Raw genomic sequence first — 24,611 nt, forward strand, 5'->3', positions numbered from 1 at the left:
ACACGAGATCTATGACTCGAACGCGTCTCACGAAACCCGCCCCAACTGCTGGCGCACTACCTGCGCCAAACGCTCAGACTCCTCGAACTGCTCAAACAGCTCTATTGACAACCGTGCTATCTTCTCCTCGATCGGCTCGCCGTCGTCCTCGACGTCAGCGGCCCCAACGTATCGCCCGGGCGTCAGCGCGTAGTCTGCTGCCTTGATCTCGGCGAGGGTGGCCGAGTAGCAGAAGCCTGCCTCGACGTCGTACGTCAGACCTGCCTCAACCGCCGAAGCTGTCCCGCGCCACGCGTGGTAGGTGTTGGCGATCTTGGCGATGTCCTCATCAGACAGCGCGCGCTCGGCGCGGTCCACCATGTAACCGAGGTTCCGGGCGTCTATGAACAGCACCTGCCCGGTCCGGTCCACCGAGCCGTTCTTGCCGGCAGTCTTGTCCTTGGCGAAGAACCACGTGCACACAGGAATGCCGGTACTGCGGAACAGCTGGGTGGGCAGGGCCACCATGCAGGAGACCAGGTCTGCCTCCACGAGCTGGGCGCGGATCTCGCCCTCGCCGCCGGAGTTGGAGGACATGGAGCCGTTGGCCATGACCACGCCTGCGCTGCCGCCCGGGGCGAGCTTGGAGATGATGTGTTGGATCCAGGCGTAGTTGGCGTTGCCGGCCGGGGGAACGCCGTACTTCCAGCGGGGGTCTGACTCGGAGCGGGCCCAGTCCTTGATGTTAAAGGGCGGGTTGGCCATGATGAAGTCCGCACCGTTGTTGCCGGTCAGCTCGGGGTGCTGGTCGCGTGCGAACGTGTCGCCCCAGCGGGACGCGAGGTTGGCATTCAGCCCATGGATGGCGAGGTTCATCTTGGCCATCCGCCAAGTGCGCTCGTTCAGCTCCTGGCCATAAACGGAGATGTCCGAGCCCTCCATGTTGTGGGCCTCAAGGAACTTCTCGGCCTGTACGAACATGCCGCCCGAACCGCAGCACGGGTCGTAGACGCGGCCGCGGTGGGGTTCCAGCACCTCCACAAGGACGCGGACCACGCCCGCCGGGGTGTAGAACTCGCCGCCGCGCTTGCCCTCGGCCTTGGCAAACTTCTCCAGGAAGTATTCGTAGACTTCGCCGAGCAGGTCGCGGGCCTTGCTGGCCCCCTGGCCCGTAAATTTCGCGGAGTTGAACAGGTCCAGCAGTTCGCCGAGGCGGCGCTGATCCACGTTGTCCCGGTTGTAGATGCGGGGGAGCGTGGCAGACAGTGATTTGTTGTCCGCCATGATGAGATCCATGGCTTCATCGATGAGCTGACCGATCGACTTTGGCTCGGCGCCGTCCATCGCAGGCAGGCCCTTGGCGTTCTCCGCCAGGTAGGTCCAGCGGGCCCGCTCCGAGACCCAGAACACGCCGCGGCCGGTGTATTCGTCCACGTCGTCGATCAGCTGGGCGATCTGATCGTCGTTGAGCCCGTCCGCCTCCAGCTCGGCCTGGATCTGGTCACGGCGTTCGTCGAACGCGTCCGAGACGTACTTGAGGAACACCAGGCCAAGGATGACGTCCTTGTACTGGGAGGCATCCATCGAACCGCGTAGCTTGTCCGCGGCCTTCCAGAGGGTGTCCTTGAGTTCCTTCATGGTGGACGGGGCGAGGTCCACCTTCAATTTCGGGGGCATTAGTGGGTTCCTTCGGTTGGTGCTGCGGCGTGGTTGGAGATTGGGTCTGTCAGGGTAAGGCTTCCGCCCGCTACGCCGTCCGTAATCAGGGTAGCGAGTTCTTCCAGTTGGTCGAGCCTCAGCCGAGCTTCCTGCTGCTCGTGTTGCAACTCGGCGAGAGCGTTCTGTAGTGGCTGGCGCTGCGTATCCGGCGTGCGGCGCAGCTGCCATTTGCGCCAGTCCTTATCTGCCGGAGCTGTTCTGTTGATGTCGGCAGCGACGACGTCGGGCACCAAACCGCCGGGATCGCCGTCGTCGATCCTCAACACCCTGGCCGGGAAGACGACGACGGCGCCGCCTTCGACGTCGACCCTTGCTGCGGGCCGCGGGCTGGTGCAGAACACGACGTCGCCGGGCTCAGTGAGGCGCCCGGAGGGGTACGTGGCCGCAAAATGCAGGAGGTCGATGTGCCGGGGAGGCACGGAGTGCGGCTCGATCAGCTCCGCAGAGCCGATGACCCTGATGCCCGCACTCGCGGCGAAGTCCGCATCCTGCAGACGGTTGCCTTTCACGTAGCTGAGTTGCCCGGCGGCCAGTAAGTTTTTGACCGTGTCGGGCAGGAGGGTGGTGGTCTGTTCGTCGGGCGACGCGGCGACGTGGAGCTGGCCTTGCGGCTTGGCATTGTTCAGGCGCCGAACGAGTTCGTCGATCCGGACGAGGGCGTCAGCAATATCTGGGCGTTGTTTGTCCGCATTGGTACTGGAGGATGGCCGGGGCACAGCAACCAATGAGCCAGGCCCTGCCAACAATTGCCGGGTCCGCACAAGCCGCGCGAACCGGAAGGAATGCGCGCGTACCGTGGGCAGTTCGCTCATGGAAGCCACAATGTCGCTAATGAGATCCTGCGCGACATCTTCAGTGAGCCGTCGAGTGGACAAGTCGGCGACCATGGTCCACTTGTCCGCAATCTCCACGTCCGCAAACGACGGCCCGAGCACCCAGAGCGCCTGGGCTTCCCTCGGCTTGGACCGCAGCAGACCTTGAGGAAGGCGCACGATTGCCCTCACTCGGCCGGACCGCAGGAGCCCTGAACGCAGCTCCGTGGCCAACGGTGGCAGGGGCGCATCGCTGAGGACGCGGGCCGGGGCAATGATGACTGCCCTCTGCTCATCGTCCATCTGGAGGACTATGCGTTCGACGGCGGACAGGATGCCGGCGGCGTCCATGCCAGGTTCGCTGGGGGAGGGGTACTGGGCGACGTGGACCGCAGTGCCTTGAACAATGAATCCATCGCCATCTTCTTCCACGACCTTCGCGTCGTGAACTCCATGCACCCTCAGCCGGCGCCGGACAAGCCGCGCCGCCCCGCCGTCGTCGTTGGCCGTCACAATATTGAGGTGGCCCGAGTCCCCGAACTGCCGGATGACTTCGAGCAGGAGATCGCTGGAGCTGGACGAGTCAACGAACACCGGGTCCGAACCCAGGGCTACGGCTAGCTCAACGGCGGCTGCGGCAACGAGGTCAATCGCGGAGTCAGTCAGGGCTGTATCGGCATGTTCCTTGAGGCCCGACCGGAAACGGTCCGCCAGAAGCCGCTCAAATGCTTCTGCCGGGTTGTAGGCGCTGTCCGCAAGACGGTCTGCGAAGTCGGCCATTGAAGGCAGTGCGGAGCCGAGGGCTGCCAGCTCCGAATAGATGAAAAGGTCGTCCGGATCGCATTCGTCCGCGGCGTCCATCAGGTCGTGGCTGTCCATCCGGCCGAGCGTGGTTCCCGTTATGGCCTTCAGTGTGAGGAGGGCAGTCAAGCCGTCGAAGTTGGGCCGGCCGCCCGGTTGCTGGCCGGCAGTCGGGGACGGCATGCGGGCGAAGGCGGCGACGTCGTCTGCGGCTTCCGGGTTGTTGCCCCGGCCTGTGGCAACGAGCCATCCGGCGACGTGGCCGGCATCGAAAACCTCGAGGCCCTGCTCAACGGCAACAGGCATCGGGAACGGAGAATCCGTGCCGGCGCTTCGTTTCCGCCACATCGACACAACGGGCCGCTGTACCTGCGCCAGGGAAGCGATGTCCGACATTGTCATGCGGAGCGTGTCTGCTGGTGCGTCCATTGTTCCCCCCTTTCCGATGGTGTCCGCCCAGCCTAGCCGGATACCAAGACATTCCTGCGTCGCTGCTGATAACGGGGGTTATCAGTCATTTTCACGGCTGATAGTTGGTTCGGCCGTAACTTCAGTTCTGCAGCTACGAGCCATCTTCCGGAGCTGCGACGGCGGCGGGGAGCCATGCATTGGGGGACCGGTATCCCGCCGCCGCTCAGCAGATATCCACGTGGTCAGCCAGCAGAGGAAAAACATGTTCAACACAGACGCCAGCGACGGCCTCACCCAGGCGCCAGCTGCGACTCAGCCCAAACCCGGACGCAGGAAGCGCGTCTTCGCGGTGATCGCCGCCGTCGTACTCCTGGTTGGCGCAACCGCTGCCGGCACCGCGCTCCCTGACCCCAGGGCCAGCGATGCGTACGCGTCGCTGATGGCGGAGAAGACATCCGCCGAAGGCGAGCGGGATGCCGCCAAGTCCAGTTACTCGGCCTTGAAAACCAAATACGACACCCTCGAGAACGGGATGGCGGCGCGCGAGTCCAAAGTCGCCTCGAAGGAGACCGAGGTGGGGAAGGCTGACGCTGCGGTTAAGACCGCCGAAGCTGCCGTCAAAGCACGGGAAGAAGCGGTAACGGGAGCCGAGAAGGCGAAAGCTGCCAACACGGTCGGGGATGGCACCTGGACCGTCGGTTCCGACGTTGAACCCGGGACTTACCGTGCCGCTGCTGCCGTAGGGTCCACGTGCTATTGGGGGATCTACCGCAGCGGCAGCAACGGCGGCGACATCATCGAGAACGACATTCCCGGCGGTGGGCGCCCCGTAGTGACTCTCTCCGCCGGCCAGGACTTCAATTCAACCCGCTGCGGCAAATGGGAAAAGCAATAGTTTCCCGCCACACGATTTCACTCACCTATGAAAGGCACACCAATGAACCAGCAGTACCCTCAGCCCCCCGCCGTCGAGCCGGCTGCAAGCCCGTCCCGGCCGTTCTTCAAGAAGAAGCGCTTCGTCATCCCCGCCAGTGTCCTGCTGCTGGGCATTGCCCTTGGTTCATGCTCGGGTGGCAGCAAGCAGGCCAGCGACGTGACCCCGGCGCCTGCGGCGTCGTCGGCAATCGCGGAGCCAGTGGCGTCGGCGGCGCCGGAGAGCGCACCAACATCAGCCGCGCCGGCCGCAGCGCCGCCGGCTGCCGCCCCCGCGGGACCTTCCGTGGGTACGCCATTCAGCGTCAAGATGCGGAACGGTGACGTCGCAAGAATCACGATTGTTTCCGCAGTCCGGACGGACACAGTGACCACGACGGCGTTTGCCGCTCCGCCGAAGAACGGAACCTACCTTCTCCTGGACGTTCTCTGGGAGACGGAAGCCGGCAAAACCAGCTCCAACCCGTTCTACTTCAGTGCCAAGGACGCCAATGGGAGGAAGGCTGACCTCAGCATGTTTGCCGACAACCAGCTGGGTTCCGGAGAGGTCCTGCCGGGCGACAGGTCGCGGGGATTCATTGCTTTTGACATTGCAGCGGGACCTGCGACAGTGATGATTTCCGATCCGCTGATGCAGGAAGCGGCACGGGTTCAGATTCCGGGGTAGCCCTCATCCAGGAACACGAAAGGAGCCCTGCCCTTGGGCGGCAGGGCTCCTTGAGGCTGTGGGGGGCGTCATGCCCGGTTCGCGGATCTGCGCACCCCACACGGCGATACGAGAGGTCACGGAACAACCTGCTCAAGTCCGCCGGCTACGACGTCGCACGGGCGCTGGCGTAAACGGGCCGGGGCCCTATCCCGACAACTGCCGCCTCCCCTGGCACAGCAGAAGGCCCCGCCGTCGTTCTGACAGTGGGGCCTTCCAGACGTTTCGCGCTGGTGACTAACTGGTTGGCTGGTCGTACTGCTGACCGGCAGGGTCGGATGGCAGGAGGACAAAGACCAGCAGGATGATTCCACCCACGAACGGAATTACATTGATGAAGTACCACCAACCGCTTTTGTTGCTGTCGTGCAGCCGGCGCACCGTCAGTGCGATGGACGGAATGATGAGCGCCAGGAACCAGAGGAAGAACAGGGAAACGGCGACGGCTGCCCCTGCTCCAAACTCGGGCGTCTGACCGTTCGAGTCGGGGATCCCAGTAAGGGACATGAGGAGGCACAGGACGATGCCGACGCTGACAGACACCAGCGTCCACCACCAGTATTCGCTGCGGCTGGCACGCCCCGAGAACGTCGCGTACTTCTTGAAGAACCGCTTGACCGCCGCCGCGATCGGAGCCCCGTAGTACGGCGCCCAAAGCGGCGGTTCACCGCCTGCTGCGGACGCGTACGGCTGCTGCTGTTGCTGTTGCTGTTGCTGATAGCTCAAAGTTTCCCCCAAAGACCAGAGTGATAAGACCCTGTTCATCGTACGGGAGACGGGTTTGTTCGCTCTGATTTGCCATTGACTGGGAGCTACGGACCTCGTGGGCTGGCCATCGCCAGGGTACCGGCGTACGTCAAGGTGAAACTCAGAGTAGCCGTGTCAGAGAGGATTCTTGGCTCCCAGATCGGTGATGGGGAGCGCGTCTGTGCATCCTGTTGGCAGGAGGTCATCATCCGGATCTTTCATGAAGGCCTCGCCTAGCCATGCAGCGCAGGCGGCAAGGGGACCTTCCCAGGTCCAGCCGTCAGGCAGGTCTCTAAGATGATGCGTCGCCTCCACAGCGAGAGTCTACAGTTCCCGATTTGGCCTGCTCTGGACATCCCACTATTTAGAGAATTAGCTGGTGCCGGACGCTGATGCGTAAGCGGGCTCTTTTGAAGGCGCAACCGGTGGGCCTTCCCCACAGGATCCCTCAGCGAACGCCTTTTGACTGGATAGCTGCGAGGGGCGGGGCACGATGCCAAAGCACTCGATAAGTTCAATTTCATGGCTGATGGTGCACTAACCCTGCAGACTCTTCAGCGATTCTTCGTCGCGAGTTGGACGTTAGGCCCCGTGAAAGATTCAGACTGCTTCCTTGGATTGGATCATGACCTCATATGGTGGTGCCATGACTGAGACGATCGCTTGGAACCTGGCATTTCGTTGTGGCAATGGCGTTGGCAAGGCGCCGGGGCGAACTGCCGATGCTGCCCTTCCCAGCCAGCCGCCGTCCGGCTGGACAGGAAGCCTTGGGCCGGGCGTTCGTTGGGAGCAGTGGCCACGAAGCCTCAACACCGGTTTGCCCATGATGCATGTGCTGACGCTCTGGCTACCCGGTGACTTTCAAAGGCGTGGGCCACAGTTTCCTGGAATCGCCATATTTGCTGGTGAGGGACAATTCGCAGACGACAGCAAACCTCCCATCGCCAGCGCCGAATCAACCGATCCGTTCCTACGCGACCTTGCAGCAACCGAGGACCATCCCGGCCTACTTAGGCGTAGAGACGTGATCGACGGAGAATTCGCGATCCTCTGGCTCACAGATGATGAGTTGGCGGCCGGCCCGACGGCGCCTCGTCCCGATCTTCGTGCCGAGGGTGAGCATGCGGACGAGTCAGAAGGTACGAATGCTTGGGATGTCGTCGAGCCGACCATCGACTTTTGGTTGATTCCGCGCGTCGATCCAAATGCTGGCAAGGCCCCCGTCGAACTCAGGGGAGATGAGGTCGGCGCCGATGGGTATGTCAATCACTCAACAGGTGGGAACAGTCTTGCGGACTGGGCTGAACCGCTTTTCGCCATAAGCCACTTGGGCGGAACGGCCTTCCCCGTCCAGGCGATGCCTGACGGCCTTACTCCGTGGTACCTCGAACTGGAAGAGATCTCGGGGCTCAACTTCGGCGGTGGCGGCAACGCTCAATTCGATCTGGAATCTGATACCTTCGACTGGGCTTGCGGATAGCGCACTAGGGGTAAGTGGCTAGGTTCCTGATCGCCTAGACACAGCCAAGTTCGTCAACCGAACATGTCGCGCAAGCCGCTTGCTCATTGGACGACAATGCGTCCGATGGGGATCGTGAGCCGAACCTATTGCGAGGTTCGAAAGTAGTAGCGTCGGACAGCTTCGATAGCAGTGGAGGACCTCCAGCGCCGGGTGCCGGCGTGGAAGATCATATGATCAGAGGCACCGGGTCTATCCGGATCCGCATGCTTCTCTTCTTTTGTTGTTGTGCCCTACCGCGCCTCAAAAACGACCGTTTCCTTGATGGGCGTAAACCCGGACGTTCCAAAAAGTTTCGGGCGGCAATCAGTCCGGCATACGATGACTCGGTGCTCTTGTCCCGCGACATTTCCAAGTACTGGGTAATTGATCGGTCTCAGCGTAAAATCACGATCCTCTGCCAAGATGGCCGAGAACTGACAGAAGAAATACCAGAGGACTCGGACATCCTCGCATCCCAGATCGATATAACCATCTTCGACTGGGAAAGATGGTGGATCACCAGCCAAACCAATCGTGGCCATCTCATCGTTGCGGAGGCATATAGCCCGAGAACCGAAGACCCTTTGCACGGACGCCCCTCGGTTTACCTCGATCAAAATCACTGGAGCACGCTCGCCCAGGCAATTTTCGATCCATCCCAAATCAAGCATCCGGCAGAGCGGGACGCCGCCGATGAGCTCATTCACCTCGCGCAGGACGGTGGCGTCGTTTTGCCAATGTCCTCTGGGAACGTCCGCGAAACCGCAAACCTGTACGGCGATCATCGGTATAAGGTAGGCGCTTCACTTGCTTCCCTATCTGGAGGCTGGCAGCTTCGCCACCCTCTCGCTGTCTGGAGGGCTGAACTCATGCGAGTTTTGGCCCAGCGGCACGGAGTAGAGGTACCTGCTGTCGCCACCTTGCCGGTCGTGACTCTTGAACCACATGCCCTTCTCGATGATGACGTGCAGGCACACGCTATGGAGCCAGACGATCCCCAGCTCTTCATTCTTGCGATGTCGAATCCGAGCGTACTTTTGGAATTGCTCGTTGAACCAGGCAAGGCAGAACGGATCGATCCTCATGCTTGGGTTAGATCCAATCGAGATTTCGCAGAGCACTTGGCCAGCGGCCCCTATACGAAACCTCAGAAGGAACAAGCAGCCTATGCGCGTGCGTGGACGGAAAACGGAAGCATGGTCACTGCAGCCTTGAGGGAGCTGGGGCTTGCCACGGGGGACAATGCCATGAAGCCCAAGGAGATTCAGAAACTCTTTGCTCACATGCCGGCCCTGGGGGCTTTCACAAAACTCATGGTGATGAGGCAGATCAATGTGTCGCATAAGTGGCGACCGAATGATCTTACCGACCTAATATTTCTTTCATGCGCAGCTGGTTACGTCGATTATGTAGCCGCGGAGAAACACACTGGGACACAGTTGAGGCAGCTGAATCGAAGCATGCCGCATGGAACAGACACGTCAAACGTTCACACTTCACTCGGACCTTTAGTCGAGAAAATACGCAGTGACGGAGTTACGACTGCGAGTGAGGGACCGATCGGAAGGTAGGCCGGGCGGCACAATATCCCTTCTGGTTCCTGACGCTTCATACGCCGAAACGACCTTCTTGAGGTGAGCCGCAGGCTTCCGTGTGAGGCCAGCGAGGCCGGACTGTCAGGCCGGTGGCAGAGCTGTGAACTTTGGTGAATCCAAAAAATCTAGAAGCAGGTTGTCACTCGGCCCCTCGTCCTTCGGCCCCTCATATTGCCCATCATCGAATATCTCCGCCCGAACGATATAAGCAGTTCCAGGCGGAGGCGAAGACGTCCAGCAACGCCAGGTGACTCCATCTTCATTCGCTTTAGGACTTCGAACTTCACACGTGGACAGATCTGCATTGATTTCTTTGAGCGATTCTGCTTCCAGAAGTGTGATTTCTACGGAGTAAAACCGATCGCTGTATCCATAAAGCGATGCGTGGACTAAAACCTCAATTCCATGAGGACTGGGTCCCTGGACAGGAGATGAAGAGTCCGCATCACTCATTTTTCGTTCATAAGCAGCATGATCAACGCTCTGTTCGATGCCTATACGGTCAAGGGCGGCACCAAGCTTATCCCGGGGCTTGAGATCAGGCGCGATCAGATACGTCGCTCCAACCAGTGCTGCTATCAGCGAGGCCACGGCACCCAGCCAAGTGATCATCCATTTGGTGAATCCGCCTAGGTGCTCAAATCGGAAGATGATCCCCTTCCGCTGCTTTTTGGGGCTGCTCTTGCCCCTCCGAGGTATTTCTTCTTCCGGCATTTTTTGAGTCTAAGTGAGTTATGCGGACTTGCTGCCGCGTGAGCAGTTGAGGAGCCAGGCTGCCGCATGCGGTCAAAAACGACATGGGCTGATGTCCGCTGTCAATGGACCTTTCCTGGCTGGGCGTGACGCTCCAACGCGTCCAGAGTCGTCTCGGGCGATGTGTTGAAGCAAAAGGTGATTCCGGGCGATTCCGCATTGCACACGTTGATGATCCGTTCGAAGAGCTCGGTGTACTCCGGGATCATCCTGATGCCGCCCCCGATCATCACGAGGTCGAAACGATCACGACCGAACGCCGAGCGAATCTCTGCTTCGGCCTCGTCCGGGGAGGTGCCGATCAGGCAGTTGACGGCGTCGAAGCCGGCGGCCGTAGTGGCCCCGAACCCCGCTTCGATCCGTTCGGTCATCGTGGCCTCGTCGAGGCCAGGAGGCAGCTTGCTATAGTCGAGGGCTCGTGCGTGGATGCCGATCATGAGGATTCGAGTCATGGGCCTCATTGTGGCATGCACGCCTCACCAACGAATTAGCCAAACCGAACCACGAATCTGGCGGGCCCGCTGGATCCTTGCTCGACCCGCCCCGCCCCAGATGAGCTGTTCCTTGTAGTGCAGAGGACTCCTGACGTTCCGTGTAGACGACTTCGGGAAATGACACCGGGGCCGGCCCCAGGTTGCGAACCGCCCGTTAGGCGGTCCGTGATCCGGGCAGACTGCCGGACCACTTCATGGCCCGGATTTAGGCTCGTTTGCGCGACCGTAGAACTCCCATAGAACCTGTCCGGTTAACCGCCCGGTGCCGGGGCCTTCTCCGGCACTGTAATCCGGCCGCCGTCGTGGGCGCGGTCAGGCCGCGAAGGGCTACCGACTCCACACCATCACCACCGCGAGCAGCGGGAGCAAGGGATTGGTGGCGGTGACCGTATCCAGGCAACGATGGTGTTCGAGAGCCTGGGATAACTGCACATGACGAAACCAGCTGTGGCCTCTGGATAGACCGGCGCCGCGATGAGACAGTTCGCTGTCCCTGGATGTCGCGGGTTGTGCGACGGCGGGGGGCCGAGTACCCCGCGGCTTTGTTCCGGTCCATCGAGTAGGCAAGAAGCTTTCCATCCACGGGACCTTCCGCCGCAAAGACGTGGCCGCGAAATTAAGCGCTTCATCGTTCTGCCCCAAAATCCGGGGCGATATCGCCATGTCCCCTTAGAGTGTCAGCATGGACAGTGGCTTCCTGATCGTTTCAGCTGCAGTTTTAGCGTTGATCCTCGCATTCGTTATCGCAGCAGCCGTGCGGCCTGGCAAACCTGGCCGCCATAAGGGCGCCTATGTTCCTGCAAAGGACCGCCCGACCATTGGGAACGCCACCAACCACAGCGCCACCACGGATGCCGTTGGACCCCGCTCAAAACGGTTCCCTGAGATGGAGCGGTAGGCCGCAGCCCGTGCAGCCGACTTGGCGCCCGCCAGCAACGGCGCTAATCGATCGCCTCAGTAAACATCCGGTCGTGAAACAGGATGATAGGTGACGTAGGCTCGAGCCATGTCAGATCTTGGGGGAGTACGACAGAGGTGGCATTTGTGGTCCATGTGGGCGGCCGTCGCCATTAGCACAGTGGCACTGACGGGTTGCGAGTACCAGGACGGGTCCGCTGTGCCAGTGCCACGCCCGCCATTAGCACTGCGAACCCGCTGCAGGAGCCGGCTACGAAACCCGCCGAGGTGGCCGCGCTGGAGCAGGGCAATCGGGTGAAGCTGGGCGAAGTGCTGGGCGTTCCGACGTCCGACACTTACCTTGATCTCACCGAGATGATCAGCGGAGGCATGAATTCCTTTGTCGTCAGCGCGCAGGTACCGGCTGACGGCACGTACACAATTACAACGGCCTGCATCGGCACGAACGCCAGGTTGGTCCTGAATCAGGAAGCCCCCGCTGCGGAACCAGTGAGATTCACCGAAGCCTTCGCATGCGCCGAACCTTCCAGCAGGGTTGTTGACCTGCGCGCCGGTGGCGTCACTGTTGATGTCATCAATCTCACGCCCGACGGGTCTCGCTGGGGAAACGGCGCCTTCGCCACTGTGCGCATCACGTGAGCAATGCTCTAAGCACACCTAGGATGGTCCGGTGTCCTATCAACCCACGCAACGCCGCTTCCTGACAGCTGAGCAGGCAGCATAAGGTCCAGGACGCCTTGATGCAGCATTGATACTCTGGGTTCGCGCAAGCTCAGAAGGGGGACACAGAAATGGGCCTTAGAAGTCTTTTTCACCGAAAGGCCGCAACTTCGGCGCCCGTGGGTCCTGTTGAGGGAGCCGCTCATGTGCCGGATGCATCTATGTCACCGGAGCTCCTGGAAGAACTGCGCATAGCGTGGGCAGAACTCACTGAGGCTGCCAAAGCTTCGAGGGTGACGAGCTTTCAGGCCTGCACCCGGACAGGCCGGCCCTGGACGGAAGACCCAGCGGCGGTCAGAGACGTAGCGGCCACGCTCCGTGAATTCCCGGAGACGGACAGCCGGCGGACAACATAGAGGCCCGCGTACCTGAGCGCGGCGGACGCTCGAAGATTCCGGATCCGGCGCGCGTGGAAGGATGGACCGGTGACGGCTCCTCCGCGGCGCAGCGCGGGACACGAGTCCCTGGGAGACATGAGGGAGCGACTGCGGACTGCCTTGAGGTAGACCTCGCTCTGAAAGATGCTGACTGGAACTGCGTCCCTGTGCTTATAGTGCTCTCTTGTCCATTATCAGAGAGGATTTGCAATGGCTGCCGAGGACTACTTCGTTCACCGCCACCGGGACACCTTCATCCCCGAGGATCACCTCGATGTGTGGCGGCCAATTCCACGCGGAAACGCGGACGCTTGCATCCAGATTGACCAGGCGGACGGGGTCAGCGCAGCCGTGGGATACCGGGCAGAGCATGCACCGGCTCTGGCCCGCGCAATCCTCGAAGCAGTCGGCCTTGATCCGCGGACTGTCTTCCTGGGCAGCCTGCCCGAACTGAAAGCCTGATAGCTGGGGTCCAGCTCGGCCTTGGATTCCTGGAACTGACGCCTGCCGAAGGAACTGGGTCAATGGAGTCCGCCGTACGCAAATTCAACCGAATTCCAGCCGCGAATCACAAACGCAAGATTGGGTCAAACCCAGTGGCGCAAGCCTATAGTCAAAGGGACGGCACGTGCCAATTGTGCGGATTAACTGTACTCTGGCGACGTCGAATTACACGGAATCGAGCCCGCCATGGTCTCTACTCCCAGAACACCCCATCGCGGTAGCAGCCCCTTGGACAGCGGTCCCCAGCATCCCCCCGGCCAGGACCGTGGAGCGAGATGGTGCATCGGCTGGGTCGTTGCCGGCTCATTGGGCGCAGGGCTGATCGCTGCGCTTCTGCTTGTGGCTGCCCCCTTCATCCGGGCGGGGGAGAGCGAGATTACCGGCGCGGTGCTGTGCGGTTTCGCGGTGGGCTGGGGGCTGCTGGCCCTCCTGTCGGTGCGGGTTACCGACCAGCCACAGAGATGGGCTGTGGCTCCTGCGGTCTTCATGGGCGTGGGTGGTCTTCTTCTCGTGTTGTTCGGCACCCCGATGGATAAGGCGCTCAGCTGGGTGTGGCCGCCCGCTCTGCTGCTATTGGTGATCTGGATGTTCTTCCGTGCGCATCGGCAACTTCATAGCCGGAGCAGGCGGTCGCTTATCTACCCAGTCCTCGCGGTGTTGGTTCTTGCCTCGGTCGGTGGCGCATACCAGACCCTGGGTGCCGCGGCTGATGCGAAAGCCTTCCCGAGACCGGGGCAGCTGGTCGACGTCGGAGGCTACAGCCTGCACCTCAACTGCACCGGCAACGGAAGCCCGACTGTGGTGCTCGAGCCAGGAGCTGGTGAGATGTCATCCAACCACGCCCTGATTTCCCAAGCTGTTTCCTCAACGACACGCGTCTGCGTTTACGACCGTGCGGGCAGGGGCTGGAGCGAGTCCGCCGACACCGTCCAGGACGCCACGCAGATAGCTGCCGACCTGCATGCGCTGCTGCACAACGCGAACGTCCCGGGACCCTACGTAATGGCTGGTCATTCCTTTGGCGGTCTATATGTGCAGACCTTCGCCGCCAACTATCCAGATGAGGTAGTCGGCATGGTCCTCATCGATGCGACAAACCGGGCATCAGCACCGGTAACTCGATCCGTATCCACCCGCGGTGGGTATGACATCCTGAGCCGGCTCTCAGCCCTTATCTCAATCCTGGAGCGTGTCGGTGCAGCCCGTTTGTATGCCCCACTCGAGGACGTCAGCAGCCTGCCGCCACAGTCACGGGACGAAGTCCGCGCCAATATCGCCGGCCCAGGCAACCTCCGAAGCACCGTTGACGAGTACATCCAGGCAAACACGTCAATGGAAGAAGCCGCTGCGCTGCAAGGGTTCGCAGACAAACCGCTCGTCGTCCTGACGGCCGGCATTGGCAACGACAGCAAACATGAGGCGTCGCAGAACGAACTAGCCAAGCTGTCCACCAACAGCGTTCACAAGACCATCGACTTCGCCTCCCACGAAGCACTCATCGTCGAACCTGATGCCGCAGCAATCACAACGCAAGCGATCCTGGACGTCGTCTCCTCGGCGAGGACGGGATCGCCCCTAGCCAAGTGAACTTACGGAAGAGTGGGTAGCTGGATTTCCGTGATCTGGTTGGCGCGGCCTGACGATCAGGGTAACGACCTGGGCTGCGTCCAGGTCCGGGCTGGTGACGTTCAGGAGGTAGTTGTATTCGCCATCTGTTCCTTCCGAGTCGCAGACAGTCGTGGGGCCGATGGCGTTCGAACGCCGCTGGCAGATCTGGCTCGTCTTCATCTCAAAGCCAACATTGGAGACAACCTCTGCCACCTCTGCGGCGCTGAGCTCTTTACCCGAGTTCCATCGCCGGTAGAAGCTGGGGCACGGGTTCGTACTGATGCAAAGGAACCGCTCCGGCCGGACAGTCTCGACTTCCAGCTGCCAGTTCAAGGGAACCGCGAAACGGTCCGTCCGCGAGAGCATGTCGGCAGTGACCCTGTCCTCAGCGGACCGGACCAGAAAATACCCGGTGGCTCCAAGAACCAGGATCAGTGACAGGACCAGCCCGGTTCTGAGCTTCACTGGATCCCCCAATCCGACCTTGTTCCGCCAGCCTAGTCCTGCAGCGCAACCATCTGGAGGACACGCCGTCGGAATTGATAGGCCTGTCGGTACCCGCGAGGACGCCGCGTTGGTCTGCTCGGTCCTGGCGTAATTACGGGCTCATACCGAAGATGTTCCTGTAGACAACTCCTTGGCTCGCCTTTCCCGAAGGCGCAGCACGATTGAAGAGCCCGCACCAGTAATCAGCGCGCAAACAACGCCGGCGAGGGCACCGATCCAGGATCCAATGAAGATGCCCATTCCTCGGAGATCCAGCCCCCGGCCCTCTGACCGGCCGGGGATGTACGGCGGCGGGAACAGTTGGGCGACCAGTTCGCCGGCGAACGTCGCATAGATAAAGCAGCCAAGGATGCCGAGGATCAGGTATCGAGGCATCCATGGTTTGGACAACTTGTTGTGGGCGATGATTCCTATAGTCATCAGGAGAACGCCTGGGGCGCTCGACAGCAGCCAGAACGCGACAAGCTCAAAGTCGTTGTAGTCCACTTCAGTGCCTAATCACGCCGCATCTGAATGGTGACCCAGTAGGAATCTGAGCCTTCTGGAGACTCTTCGATGCAGAGCGACTCTTCGCTCACTCCGTCAAACTCGGTCTTGACGCAGCCCACATACAGTCCCGTTGACGGGTCGTCCAAACTGGATTTCCCGCCGAACCTGTCTGCGGCCTCTTTCAGGCTGACCTTGTGATCCACGGACCACCGAGCGGTCAAACGCAAGCACGATGTGTCGATGGAGAGACATCCGGGATCGACCTTGGGGTCCTTGCGGTAGACCTCAACCCAATCATCCTCCGGTACGGTGTCAGCCCGGGCCATCATTTCACTGGCCTTCTCCTGCTGGGAGCCTCCACCACCGTTGATCTCCTCGGCGAGAGCAGAGCATCCAGCGAAGCCGAGGATGGAGAGCAGAGTCACGACCATCACAATGCTGCCGAATATCCACCAGAACCTGCTCTCATTCTTCTTTTGTGGAGGCGGAGTCACCTGCCACTGAGGCTGAGGTGGACCATAGTGGGGCTGTTGCGGATACTGACCCTGGCGAGAGTGGGGCGGTTGAGGTGGATACGGCGGCTGCTGCTGTTGGTACGGGTCCATTCCGTAGCCTCTCCGGTTGAATTACTTGCCTCACCTGCTGGTCGCAAACCTGCCGGGCTGCCTGCACTCAGCGGCGGTATCTCATGGCAGCGAAGCGAGGATGCCGTGTGGCCATTCTTTAGTGAGCACGTCGTTCAGTTCTTCATTGGGGCTGCCCACACAGTACGGCGTGTGGTTCGTGTCCAGCACGGCGAGGTCAACCGGAACAGCGAACAGGCCCCAAGGCTCAATCCTGTTGGCCAGGTAGCCAGTGAGTTTCAGGTCGCCGTACTCGGGGGCGTTCCAGACCCGACAGGCCAGTTGTAAGTCGTCGGGGTGAATGGCGATCCAGACCCCGAAGCGGAATTCGTGACCGCCTTCGAGCTTCACTGGGAGCAGTGCCCGAACAAACGGGCTGATGTTGGGGATCTGCATGAGAGTGGCCTTGTTGGGATCCGGGTCGCTCAACCAGCTGTCTTCGGCGCGGTGCTGCTCCGGGCTTTCCAGGACCGGGTCCGGGAGGCGGAACCGGACATCCCTGTTATGTGCTGCTGTCTTGAGGCCACACATTTCGCATGTGTGCTTTTTCGCAAAGATCATCCGTCCCCCAGTTCTTTGATCTTTGGGCGATTCTACGCGGGCACAGGGGCGTCGGAGGTTTCAGCAGCAACGGGTACAGATCGGCGCGTCCCGGAAGCCGGCGGTTGACCAAGGCCTGTTTCAGTCGAGGGCAGGCGAGGGTGGCAGGATAATCCCGTGGCTACTGTTCAAAGGATTGCGGCGCCGAAGGCGGAGTGGGTGCTGATGTACCGGGGCGGCCTGACCCGTACCCGGATCGCGGCTTTGACCGGGGCTCCTGCCTCGACCGTCGGCTATCACCTCGCGGTGGCGAGGGCTGAGGATCCGGGTCTTGAGGCCGCGCACGAGGAAGCCGTGGCCGGGAAGACGCCCCGGGTCAGCGCGCACGGGCTGGAGCGGATGCAGGAGCTTGTGGCGGTGGTGCAGGAAACGGGACGGTATCCATCCCCGCGGGCCGGGACGGCGGCCGAGCGGAGCCTGGGGGTCTGGCTGGAGCGGCGACGCCGCGAAGCCGCCGAAGGGACGCTGGCGGCTGAGTATCGCGAGGGGCTGGGTGTGCTGCCGGGCTGGCGTGGTGCACCGCGCGCGGCGACCGACGAAGCCAGGTGGCAGGACAGGCTGGCGGCCCTGGTAACGTACCGGGCGACCGGGCATGACTGGCCCCGACACAAGGCGACCGTGACAGGTGAGGAGCACGAACTGGGCGTGTGGTTGCATACCCAGCGGTACAAGCACCGCCGCGGTGAGCTGGCCCCAGCCAAGGCACAGCTCCTGGATGAATCACTACCGGGCTGGCGGGCCGGACGGCAGCGCGGCCGTAAACCCCGGGCCGATGCCGGGCCACTGGAGGGTTAAGGCGGGAAGGCCCGCACCTAATGGTGCGGGCCTTCCCTGTTTTCCCTCCGCAAAGGAAGCGTTGCGGGGCAGCGTCGTCGCTGCCGATGTCAGTTCTTCTTGAGGTTTACCGTTGTTGTCGTTCCAAGCGCGCTGACTTTGTAGCTGATCGTGCCATTTTCGTACTTGAACTCTTTGGTGGCATCACCGGATGCCAGGAGCGCGGATTTGGTTGCCTCAACATCCTTCTGCGAGGTCCACGTGTACGGTTCGCTGGCGGTGGTCGGGGCGGCAAACGTTCCAACCCAATAGATCGAGGTCGTATTACCACCATCGCTAACCCACTCAATCGTCATTTTGTCGGCGGTGATTGTGGCTTGCTGGTACGACTTCTCACTGTTGGGGTTGCTTTGCTTCCATCCGCCGGTCAGGTCAGGAACCTTTGGCGTCTCCTGGGAGGCTTTGGAGTCGGCGGCACCGGTAGTCGTCGTGCCTGCTCCGCCGCACCCCGTCAAAACAAGGACGGCAGCGAGAGCAATGGATGCGATGGATTTTTTCATGAATTTCCCCCATTGGAAAAAGTGAATGATGCATCGAGAATCATATGCTGGTGCAGGCGCCCCGGCCGCCTCTATCGCCGTATCGGCGCTTCCTGCAGCCTGCAGACGGCGCCGCATCAGTCGTCACGTCGGGTCGCCGGGAAGCGTCCAGTCAAAGTCACGCGGACGAAGGTCCTTGGTGTCGGGATCGAAGGGAAGAATCCTGAAAGTCCCTGCCCCAGGATCCACTATCCCGTCTGGCCTCAATCTCATTCCGGACCAAACCCCCATCATGCAGAGCCCCGGATGCTGGCGGGCATGGTCGACTTCATTGCGCGTCACGATGACCGAGTCACCTCTGCTCTGGGTGCCCTTCGCTTCAAGATAGATCCGCTCACCACCCCTTTCTGCCACAGCGTCGTAGGGACGATTGTGCCGGGTGTCTGTGACGGTCCAGCCGTCGTCCCGGTAGTGGCGCATCAAACGATCCTGTGCAGCGTCCTCAATGGCTCTGCGGACCTCGGCGTCCATTTGCAGGCCCTGCCCGCGTGCACCGGGCTGATCCCACGGCTCAGACAGGTCCAGGCCCGCAGCGGCGGCAGCCTCAGGGTCCGGGCCATACAAAATTGCGGTCCTGCTGCGGGGTGCGTATTCGACCTCCCTGCCGATCAGGGCCTCGTGAATGGAATGTCCGACTGCCAGGACGCGGCCGATGAGAGCTTTCTTTGGTCGCCCTGTGTTGCCTGCCAGGAGCTCATGACCCGGGTCGTCAAGCTCCGCGACCAGCACTACCCGACCCTGGTAGTTGAGCGCTGCCCAGCGCTCACTGGAAATACGCTGCGCGTCCAGGTACCAGTCTCCGCGATTGTGCGCCCAGAGCTGGTCCGGTGTTGCGTCAGGGTCGTAACCGTACCAATCACGTCCAAGCGGATCATCGCTATCGGCGGTCTGTCGGTCGCTGAGCCTGATGTTGATCACCATGAATCGAGTATCGCCCATGGATGCGGCTGAGTGTGCGCATGACGCATGAGGCAAGCATCGAACGAACCCCCGGGGTTCTCGTTCTTCGAGGTAGATGACAGCACCTCCGAATCGATACATCGGGCACTTAATGCGATCGTCATCGTTCGAGAACGGTTCCAGGGCGATAGCGAGCTGACCGCAGATCGGGTGGTTCCGGTCCAGCGCGCGCAGATGATCTTTCAAGTCGCAGTGCCACATCCAAATCTGAGCTTTCACCAGGGGTACGGCTCCGCGTGACCGCGGCGCGGGAAACTACACCAGCCCACCTCCTCTGCCGACCCAGTTGACGGTTCAGTTGGCTGAGAGCGCGAACGTCGCCGAGCTCTTAGCTGTTCGTGCTCAGAGCCATTCGCTCAGCTAGTGAGCTTCCTTGCGCCAATTCTCAACAACGTCGGAACGCAATTGCTCGGTGAATCGCTTTCTCTTCCCCGCGTTGACTTCCGAAGCGAGGTCCTTGAGTTGGACGGCCGCATCGCCGCGCCAATTTCTTGCCAGCGCTCCCGCAAGGAGATCCTCTGGATCAAAGTGATGGCCTGCCTTCCGCAGTTTCGTGAGACCGTCGAGCACCGTTGAGCGATCCCGACTGTCCGAGAGTCGAGTCGAGGAGTTGATGAGGTCCGTGAAAGCATCCACGGCGGCAGCGACGACGGGATCGAGCAGGATGGGTTCTTTGACCTTGATCGTTGGTCCGCCTAGATGAACGAGCTTTAAAGCAGTGACCCACGGCTGGCAACCGACAATGTCTTCAGTCCCAACGCTCCGTTGATAATGCTCAGGGCCTGCGATCTCCAACGCGGCTACGGCCGAAGTAGACCTTTTCGTTTCTACTTCCCACAAATGCGCGGCAAGAGGTCGATACATCAAGACAGGGCCGGAGGGCAGTGCACCGAGCTCCCGCGGAAGTCTGGGTAGACCTTCGCCCCTTCAGCAACGAAAGCAGCCAGGAGAGGTTCGTCGTCGAGATCGTCCTTATGACCCGTCTGTATCCCGACCAGCGTGGCATCGCCATTAGCCTGTGCGAGACACCAGGAAATTGTGGTGGCCAGATCCTTTTCGCGGTTCTCGTAGAGATGGTCATGCGGGAGCGCCACGTAGGCACGAGGGACTGTAGTCCGGTCTTCTTCAAACATCGTGAATGCAGACTTTCACGCCCCTCTGACATTCTCAGTGCTCCTCGTCAAAGTAGCCCCGTCCGGGCCATCCGGGCGGGGCTTCTTTCTTCTTGCTGGGGCAAAGTCTACCGGGAGGTCGAGTGACGTTCCCTGGTCGGGGGTGTCTTCACCGCAATCGTGGTGACCTCGGGGAGCTTCAGGTTGGACAAGCGGATCACGGCTTCCGGAGTTTGGCGGCCGCGTTCGTTGTCCAGAGCGACGCGGAGCTGTGCGGCACGGATACCGCGGCGGATCTTCATCGCTTGGGCCTCACGAACCGAGACTTTGGAATGGGTGGCTCTAGCCATTGTCGGCCTCCTTCGTCTCTTCATTCTCACTTGTTTCCGGACTGTCGTCGATATGCGGCTGATTCGCGAATTCCGCGGCTTCCGCCAGGAATTCCTCGGCGACCTGCTGATTAGCGGCGGCCGTACCGGCGCGCCATGCTATGTCGAGCAGGTCCTTGTCATCATCCGAGGCCATTTCGCTCGTGACCAGCAGCTTGAGCATCTCGGTACCCGCGGCACCGAGCATGTCGTTGTCGGCGGACGATGCGGACTCCAGCCCCCACTGGGCGCGCTTCCACCATTCACTGCGGTCGTCATTTCTTAACGCTGACCGCCAGGGCCTTCTGCTGGTGCTTCAGGGGGAGTGGTGCGTCTTCACTTGGCGGGCTGGTCCGGCTCTGCTGTGTTCGCGATCAGTGGCCATAGCGATTGACCAAGATCTGCACCGTGGCGTTGTCAGCCCCGGGTCCGTAGTCGCGCACCGAGATGCGTACGTTCCAGCCGTCAATATTTCCGACAGCCCGGCAGTCCAGTCCACCTGCGTTGAACCGCGGGTTCCTCTCGCACTTTTCCAGCTCCCGGGGAACCAGGCTGACCTGATGGATGTATTTCTCCAAGTCGCCTTGCTGGTACGCCTGATGGGTGGCCCATCTGTAGGCATATTGGGAACACGGGCCGTCCAGTGGGATGCACACGGCGGCAGCTACCGGGAGCTGGTTTCCAAATTCTCCCATCCCGGACCGGTTTCAAGGCGATCCGCGATCGACTTGATCTCGGCGATGATTTGGTCGCTTTTCTAGGACGCCCAGACGAAGAAGGCTGTGAGAAAGACAGCCAGCGCGGCCAGCACAGCAAGCCAGACCTTGCGGCGGCGGCTCATTCTCTTTGGTATTCCGGTGACCCCCATGAGAACGGGGTAGTCAGGACCAGACCGCTGCACTCCGCGACCGTCAGCAATTCATTGAAAGTTGGCCGCGAGGCGTGGCGGCCGTCACCCTCTATTCTGCGCCTTGCAGATTCGCTCTATGAAGTCGGTGTTCAGTGTGTCCTGCTGGACCGCCCATACATCGGCAGTCTCGGCCTCTTCAAAAAAATCGTTCTCTCGCACCCTGAGAGTCTAGTAAGCCCCGGCAACTTCCACGTTCTTGTCCCGTGCGATATCCTCCGTGCCGTTTACGTAATCAGGGCTCCGGGAGAGCTTCTACAGCGTTTTCCGGCAAGTTCTCCAGCACGAGCGGAAAATTCCGACCCGGCAGGTCAAATGCAACGGTATAGCTGGAAGATGAGAAGAAGCCGCCTAAGTTCACATGGGCAATCGTGCCTCGGGATCCCCGCGGAACCATTTGAAGTCCCTTGAGCTCCACATTCCTCCGGGCCGTGACCAGATCATTGATCTTGTGCATCTGACCTCCTCTTCACGGTTGTCGACCTGGAGTCACTTTACTCCCGTCCACCTGGCTGGGCGAAACCTTTTATGCCGTGTCAGCCGAGCATCGAAGGGTGCAGGACGTCGGCGAGTCGTAGCTCATGTGGGACTGTAGCAGGACTCCACAATCCCTACCAGAGCGACTGGATTGCCGGCGTTGCCTGAAGTAGATCAGTGCTGAATAGCGTCAAACGAGTAAGCCGAGACATGGCCTCTGGAGTCAGGGCGATTCCTGGCTGCCCGCAGTCAAAAGGTCATGTTGGGAGAATTCCACGTAGTGAGGAATAAAAACACGCTTCCCAGAGGTTAGGCGGACCTCACAGAGAATGAGGAAAGGTCCGTGTGCCTCAACTACAACCCCTAGTCGACCGTCGTCGCTCCACGTCGCGTCAAACTTCCGCAAACCCCATTTCCCGCCGAGAAACATCGTCGCTCCCTCGATCGTTTCCGGCGGTTCAGAAGGCGTCGCAGGGTTGGGATGGCGAACAACGAAGATGGCTGCGCGGAAGTGTCCAGGGCGCTTGGGTGCGCTAAGTAGATGCGTGAGGAACAGACCGTGGCGACGCCTGTAAATTTCTACACGGACAGCCTCGAGAGTTTGACCGTCAAGATCGGCGAAGGCAGGGAGGTTCTGTAAATCCGACAAGTCGACCATCGGCGGGGACCCAGGAGGCTTTGGGGCAGGCTCGACCGGCCTCGGGGCATGCTCCCCGATGTCCATCATTTTGTGGGAGATTTCGTCAAATCCGTCCCCAATAACCTGCTCAGCAGCCTTCTCAGCACTCATGGTCCCAACCGATACTTTGGAAAACCGGATTCCCAGGATTGCGACCAGCGATGCAAAAACCCCTAGGGTGGCTAAGGCGGTGGCGAAGGCTGTGACATCAGAGTCGGCGACCACGGAACACATCACAGTCGAACTGGGCGTGCAACTAGTCAAAGCTACGACGTGGGGCGGCGGTTTAAAAATAAGCCATCCCGCTGCGGCGATCAATAAGAAGGCAATGTTTGCGGCGACTACACGCTCCCATTTGGCTAGGAAATTATGAGTAGTCCGTTTGGCGTCCGGGGGCATGGGGTAAGTTTGGACCGGCCTTAGTTAGTAGTCAACGTCCCCAACGCGATAGGGCGGGGTGGCAGCAGGGAACAGGCAAGGTCACCAGTACCGTCATTCTCGTGCATTTACCCCTTAGGGAATTACGGAAGCGGTAGATCGCTTCAAACAGGAACCAGACGCTTGGCAGAATTGCCTACGACTGGCGACTGGTACAGGCGTGGCCGGACTGCGCACTAAACGGGAACTACTGCTCCAAGTGCGGGACGTCTGCGACGATTTAACTCCTCTTGGGCGGGCCGCAAAGCCCGACGACACCGCGCTAGATTGATCTTAGGATGTCACTCGTTGGAGTGGCGCTATCGAGGAATGAGGTCTCATTGGGGGTTTCTGAATTGATGTTTGGCCGTAGAGCACGGGAAATAAGCCGGATTCTTAATAGCCAAGGAATGCGCTCCTTCGTGCTACAAACTGGCAAACGGGGGCTAGAGTCACACGTTGTGCAGGTTGAATTTCCTAGTGACGAGGGCGCTGTCAAGCTTGAGTTCTATGTGAAGGAGACTTATTTCTCTTTCCAATGGCGTTTCAATCGGTGGATTACCCGCCCTTCTGGGCTGACGGAACACGTTGATGAGGATCGGATACTGCCCCAGATGACTGGGAATCGAATGGCGGAGCTCGCAAATGCAAAACCACATACCGTGGTTCAGGACATGCGAGCTATTGATCTTTTGCCTTAACCTCCATGGCTACTGGTGCCGGCTTCTGCATGGCGGAGCGGCCGACCCCGATAGTGAAACCGGCACGAGGAGACAGACCATGCCAGATGTACCTGACAACCTGAGAAGAAGATTCGAGAGGTGGGACGCGGAGGGGCGTCCACCGCAGAAGGCCTTCGCATGGGAGAAACCGAGCTGGCAAAAGTACCTCGGCAACCGCAGCATTCTCGAAACGCTTCCGAATCCTATTGACCGCGCTGGCGTCCTGGAGCCGTTCCAGCTCGTCCATGACCAGGATTCTGCGCTTGATGCATATATCGCCAGCTACCTCTGGGGTTATGCCAAGGCCAACTTCGGCCCCTACCGCGCAGACCGCGTCATCCGCTTGAACAAGGACCTGGGGAACGGGAAGGACTTCGCCGCTGAGTTGGAGGCTCTCGCTGGGATCGCGATGACCGATGGCGGGAACGCTGCATTCCAGCACATCGTGGACAGACGACAAAGCAACAGGAAGTTCTTCGATCAGTGGGGGCCGGCGTTCGCGACCAAGTTCATCAGCTTCGCTACTAAGACCTCCGACCAGGTGCCCACAACCACGATCATGGACAGCGTCGTTGTCGATTGGTTCCGTGAACACTACAAAGCGATCGGTCCCCTCTGGCTCAACTGGAACAGCGCCAGCAGCTACCGCCGGTACACCGAATGCATTGCCGAATGGGCTGAAGACCTCGGCATTGAACCCGAGGAAGTCGAACAGCTCATCTTCGGGAAAGACGTGCCGCCGGTGCGCGGCCTCTAATCGGCGTATCGTCGTTTCCACCCGAACGCTGATCGTCCCGAC

At 60.6% G+C, this 24,611-nt stretch carries 27 protein-coding genes; 10 read left to right on the plus strand and 17 right to left on the minus strand.

Annotation, left to right across the window (positions count from 1 at the left end):
* Positions 1–27: 27 nt before the first annotated feature.
* On the minus strand, positions 28–1,656 hold the full coding sequence (locus AB0N24_RS04420) for a class I SAM-dependent DNA methyltransferase (protein WP_364120974.1): 1,629 nt from the start codon (positions 1,654–1,656) through the stop codon (positions 28–30).
* Positions 1,656–3,740 carry a hypothetical protein gene (locus AB0N24_RS04425; protein WP_364120977.1) on the minus strand — a complete coding sequence of 695 codons (2,085 nt, stop codon included), beginning with the start codon at positions 3,738–3,740 and terminating at the stop codon, positions 1,656–1,658. The genes AB0N24_RS04420 and AB0N24_RS04425 overlap by 1 nt, the downstream gene beginning before the upstream one ends.
* A gap of 244 nt (positions 3,741–3,984) precedes the next feature.
* Between AB0N24_RS04425 and AB0N24_RS04430 the strand changes: the two genes are divergently transcribed.
* Positions 3,985–4,617 (plus strand): hypothetical protein, encoded by a 633-nt coding sequence (locus AB0N24_RS04430; RefSeq protein WP_364120980.1) that lies wholly within the window; start codon positions 3,985–3,987, stop codon positions 4,615–4,617.
* Between the two features lie 42 nt (positions 4,618–4,659).
* Complete coding sequence (locus AB0N24_RS04435) at positions 4,660–5,322, plus strand: hypothetical protein (protein ID WP_364120983.1); 663 nt, start codon at positions 4,660–4,662, stop codon at positions 5,320–5,322.
* 276 nt (positions 5,323–5,598) lie between these two features.
* Here the strand turns inward: AB0N24_RS04435 and AB0N24_RS04440 are convergent, their stop codons facing one another.
* Positions 5,599–6,087, minus strand: coding sequence for a DUF805 domain-containing protein (locus tag AB0N24_RS04440; protein WP_364120986.1), 489 nt, complete (start codon positions 6,085–6,087; stop codon positions 5,599–5,601).
* Positions 6,088–6,754: 667 nt separating this feature from the next.
* Here AB0N24_RS04440 and AB0N24_RS04445 point away from each other — a divergent pair.
* Complete coding sequence (locus tag AB0N24_RS04445) at positions 6,755–7,588, plus strand: hypothetical protein (protein WP_364120988.1); 834 nt, start codon at positions 6,755–6,757, stop codon at positions 7,586–7,588.
* 245 nt (positions 7,589–7,833) lie between these two features.
* Positions 7,834–9,180 carry a hypothetical protein gene (locus AB0N24_RS04450; RefSeq protein WP_364120991.1) on the plus strand — a complete coding sequence of 449 codons (1,347 nt, stop codon included), beginning with the start codon at positions 7,834–7,836 and terminating at the stop codon, positions 9,178–9,180.
* 105 nt (positions 9,181–9,285) lie between these two features.
* Here AB0N24_RS04450 and AB0N24_RS04455 read toward each other — a convergent pair whose 3' ends face one another.
* A complete protein-coding gene (locus AB0N24_RS04455) occupies positions 9,286–9,918 on the minus strand; it encodes a hypothetical protein (RefSeq protein WP_364120994.1) in 633 nt (210 codons plus the stop codon).
* A 101-nt stretch (positions 9,919–10,019) separates the two neighbouring features.
* Positions 10,020–10,409 (minus strand): hypothetical protein, encoded by a 390-nt coding sequence (locus AB0N24_RS04460; RefSeq protein ID WP_364120996.1) that lies wholly within the window; start codon positions 10,407–10,409, stop codon positions 10,020–10,022.
* Between the two features lie 724 nt (positions 10,410–11,133).
* On the opposite strand from AB0N24_RS04460, the gene AB0N24_RS04465 reads away from it, so the two are divergent.
* The 4 genes from AB0N24_RS04465 to AB0N24_RS04480 all read left to right on the plus strand — a co-directional run bounded on the left by AB0N24_RS04465 (position 11,134) and on the right by AB0N24_RS04480 (position 14,557).
* A complete protein-coding gene (locus AB0N24_RS04465) occupies positions 11,134–11,349 on the plus strand; it encodes a hypothetical protein (RefSeq protein WP_364120999.1) in 216 nt (71 codons plus the stop codon).
* A gap of 287 nt (positions 11,350–11,636) precedes the next feature.
* A complete protein-coding gene (locus AB0N24_RS04470; RefSeq protein WP_364121002.1) occupies positions 11,637–12,008 on the plus strand; it encodes a hypothetical protein in 372 nt (123 codons plus the stop codon).
* Between the two features lie 668 nt (positions 12,009–12,676).
* A complete protein-coding gene (locus tag AB0N24_RS04475) occupies positions 12,677–12,928 on the plus strand; it encodes a hypothetical protein (protein ID WP_364121005.1) in 252 nt (83 codons plus the stop codon).
* 270 nt (positions 12,929–13,198) lie between these two features.
* Positions 13,199–14,557 carry an alpha/beta hydrolase gene (locus AB0N24_RS04480; protein WP_364121008.1) on the plus strand — a complete coding sequence of 453 codons (1,359 nt, stop codon included), beginning with the start codon at positions 13,199–13,201 and terminating at the stop codon, positions 14,555–14,557.
* Here AB0N24_RS04480 and AB0N24_RS04485 read toward each other — a convergent pair.
* The 4 genes from AB0N24_RS04485 to AB0N24_RS04500 form a co-directional block, all read right to left on the minus strand.
* Complete coding sequence (locus tag AB0N24_RS04485; protein WP_364121011.1) at positions 14,546–15,043, minus strand: hypothetical protein; 498 nt, start codon at positions 15,041–15,043, stop codon at positions 14,546–14,548. The genes AB0N24_RS04480 and AB0N24_RS04485 overlap by 12 nt on opposite strands.
* Before the next feature lie 141 nt (positions 15,044–15,184).
* Positions 15,185–15,571 (minus strand): hypothetical protein, encoded by a 387-nt coding sequence (locus AB0N24_RS04490; protein WP_364121014.1) that lies wholly within the window; start codon positions 15,569–15,571, stop codon positions 15,185–15,187.
* A gap of 8 nt (positions 15,572–15,579) precedes the next feature.
* The gene (locus AB0N24_RS04495) at positions 15,580–15,999 is read right to left on the minus strand and encodes a hypothetical protein (RefSeq protein ID WP_364121016.1); all 420 of its coding nucleotides are present in this window, start codon (positions 15,997–15,999) and stop codon (positions 15,580–15,582) included.
* Between the two features lie 261 nt (positions 16,000–16,260).
* On the minus strand, positions 16,261–16,728 hold the full coding sequence (locus AB0N24_RS04500; RefSeq protein WP_364121019.1) for a DUF2199 domain-containing protein: 468 nt from the start codon (positions 16,726–16,728) through the stop codon (positions 16,261–16,263).
* Positions 16,729–16,914: 186 nt separating this feature from the next.
* Here AB0N24_RS04500 and AB0N24_RS04505 point away from each other — a divergent pair, with 186 nt between their 5' ends.
* Positions 16,915–17,592: a helicase associated domain-containing protein gene (locus tag AB0N24_RS04505; RefSeq protein ID WP_364121022.1), complete on the plus strand. Its 678-nt coding sequence runs from the start codon at positions 16,915–16,917 to the stop codon at positions 17,590–17,592.
* Between the two features lie 89 nt (positions 17,593–17,681).
* Here AB0N24_RS04505 and AB0N24_RS04510 read toward each other — a convergent pair whose 3' ends face one another.
* From AB0N24_RS04510 to AB0N24_RS04545, 8 genes are all read right to left on the minus strand, one after another.
* Positions 17,682–18,131 (minus strand): hypothetical protein, encoded by a 450-nt coding sequence (locus tag AB0N24_RS04510; RefSeq protein ID WP_364121025.1) that lies wholly within the window; start codon positions 18,129–18,131, stop codon positions 17,682–17,684.
* 123 nt (positions 18,132–18,254) lie between these two features.
* Positions 18,255–19,091, minus strand: a complete 837-nt coding sequence (locus AB0N24_RS04515) for a DUF3883 domain-containing protein (protein ID WP_364121028.1) — start codon at positions 19,089–19,091, stop codon at positions 18,255–18,257.
* 399 nt (positions 19,092–19,490) lie between these two features.
* Positions 19,491–19,994, minus strand: a complete 504-nt coding sequence (locus tag AB0N24_RS04520; RefSeq protein ID WP_364121030.1) for a hypothetical protein — start codon at positions 19,992–19,994, stop codon at positions 19,491–19,493.
* A 376-nt stretch (positions 19,995–20,370) separates the two neighbouring features.
* Positions 20,371–20,592 (minus strand): hypothetical protein, encoded by a 222-nt coding sequence (locus tag AB0N24_RS04525; protein WP_364121033.1) that lies wholly within the window; start codon positions 20,590–20,592, stop codon positions 20,371–20,373.
* Positions 20,585–20,794, minus strand: coding sequence for a hypothetical protein (locus AB0N24_RS04530; protein ID WP_364121036.1), 210 nt, complete (start codon positions 20,792–20,794; stop codon positions 20,585–20,587). The genes AB0N24_RS04525 and AB0N24_RS04530 overlap by 8 nt, the downstream gene beginning before the upstream one ends.
* 190 nt (positions 20,795–20,984) lie before the next feature.
* Positions 20,985–21,188: a hypothetical protein gene (locus AB0N24_RS04535; protein WP_364121039.1), complete on the minus strand. Its 204-nt coding sequence runs from the start codon at positions 21,186–21,188 to the stop codon at positions 20,985–20,987.
* A 564-nt stretch (positions 21,189–21,752) separates the two neighbouring features.
* Entirely contained in the window at positions 21,753–21,974 is a 222-nt protein-coding gene (locus AB0N24_RS04540; protein ID WP_364121042.1) for a hypothetical protein, read from the minus strand.
* A gap of 243 nt (positions 21,975–22,217) precedes the next feature.
* On the minus strand, positions 22,218–23,072 hold the full coding sequence (locus AB0N24_RS04545) for a hypothetical protein (RefSeq protein ID WP_364121045.1): 855 nt from the start codon (positions 23,070–23,072) through the stop codon (positions 22,218–22,220).
* Positions 23,073–23,870: 798 nt separating this feature from the next.
* Here AB0N24_RS04545 and AB0N24_RS04550 point away from each other — a divergent pair.
* Positions 23,871–24,569: a hypothetical protein gene (locus tag AB0N24_RS04550; protein WP_364121048.1), complete on the plus strand. Its 699-nt coding sequence runs from the start codon at positions 23,871–23,873 to the stop codon at positions 24,567–24,569.
* Positions 24,570–24,611 lie beyond the last annotated feature (42 nt).

The organism is Arthrobacter sp. NPDC093128, from assembly GCF_040683875.1.
Classification (GTDB): Bacteria; Actinomycetota; Actinomycetes; order Actinomycetales; family Micrococcaceae; genus Arthrobacter.

Coding starts and splice junctions, on each gene's coding strand:
- AB0N24_RS04420 (WP_364120974.1), bottom strand. CDS start 1,656: ATGCCCCCGAAATTGAAGGTGGACCTCGCCCCGTCCACCATGAAGGAA.
- AB0N24_RS04425 (WP_364120977.1), bottom strand. CDS start 3,740: ATGGACGCACCAGCAGACACGCTCCGCATGACAATGTCGGACATCGCT.
- AB0N24_RS04430 (WP_364120980.1), top strand. CDS start 3,985: ATGTTCAACACAGACGCCAGCGACGGCCTCACCCAGGCGCCAGCTGCG.
- AB0N24_RS04435 (WP_364120983.1), top strand. CDS start 4,660: ATGAACCAGCAGTACCCTCAGCCCCCCGCCGTCGAGCCGGCTGCAAGC.
- AB0N24_RS04445 (WP_364120988.1), top strand. CDS start 6,755: ATGACTGAGACGATCGCTTGGAACCTGGCATTTCGTTGTGGCAATGGC.
- AB0N24_RS04450 (WP_364120991.1), top strand. CDS start 7,834: ATGCTTCTCTTCTTTTGTTGTTGTGCCCTACCGCGCCTCAAAAACGAC.
- AB0N24_RS04455 (WP_364120994.1), bottom strand. CDS start 9,918: ATGCCGGAAGAAGAAATACCTCGGAGGGGCAAGAGCAGCCCCAAAAAG.
- AB0N24_RS04460 (WP_364120996.1), bottom strand. CDS start 10,409: ATGACTCGAATCCTCATGATCGGCATCCACGCACGAGCCCTCGACTAT.
- AB0N24_RS04465 (WP_364120999.1), top strand. CDS start 11,134: ATGGACAGTGGCTTCCTGATCGTTTCAGCTGCAGTTTTAGCGTTGATC.
- AB0N24_RS04475 (WP_364121005.1), top strand. CDS start 12,677: ATGGCTGCCGAGGACTACTTCGTTCACCGCCACCGGGACACCTTCATC.
- AB0N24_RS04500 (WP_364121019.1), bottom strand. CDS start 16,728: ATGTGTGGCCTCAAGACAGCAGCACATAACAGGGATGTCCGGTTCCGC.
- AB0N24_RS04510 (WP_364121025.1), bottom strand. CDS start 18,131: ATGAAAAAATCCATCGCATCCATTGCTCTCGCTGCCGTCCTTGTTTTG.
- AB0N24_RS04515 (WP_364121028.1), bottom strand. CDS start 19,091: ATGGTGATCAACATCAGGCTCAGCGACCGACAGACCGCCGATAGCGAT.
- AB0N24_RS04520 (WP_364121030.1), bottom strand. CDS start 19,994: ATGTATCGACCTCTTGCCGCGCATTTGTGGGAAGTAGAAACGAAAAGG.
- AB0N24_RS04525 (WP_364121033.1), bottom strand. CDS start 20,592: ATGGCTAGAGCCACCCATTCCAAAGTCTCGGTTCGTGAGGCCCAAGCG.
- AB0N24_RS04530 (WP_364121036.1), bottom strand. CDS start 20,794: ATGCTCAAGCTGCTGGTCACGAGCGAAATGGCCTCGGATGATGACAAG.
- AB0N24_RS04540 (WP_364121042.1), bottom strand. CDS start 21,974: ATGCACAAGATCAATGATCTGGTCACGGCCCGGAGGAATGTGGAGCTC.
- AB0N24_RS04545 (WP_364121045.1), bottom strand. CDS start 23,072: ATGCCCCCGGACGCCAAACGGACTACTCATAATTTCCTAGCCAAATGG.
- AB0N24_RS04550 (WP_364121048.1), top strand. CDS start 23,871: ATGCCAGATGTACCTGACAACCTGAGAAGAAGATTCGAGAGGTGGGAC.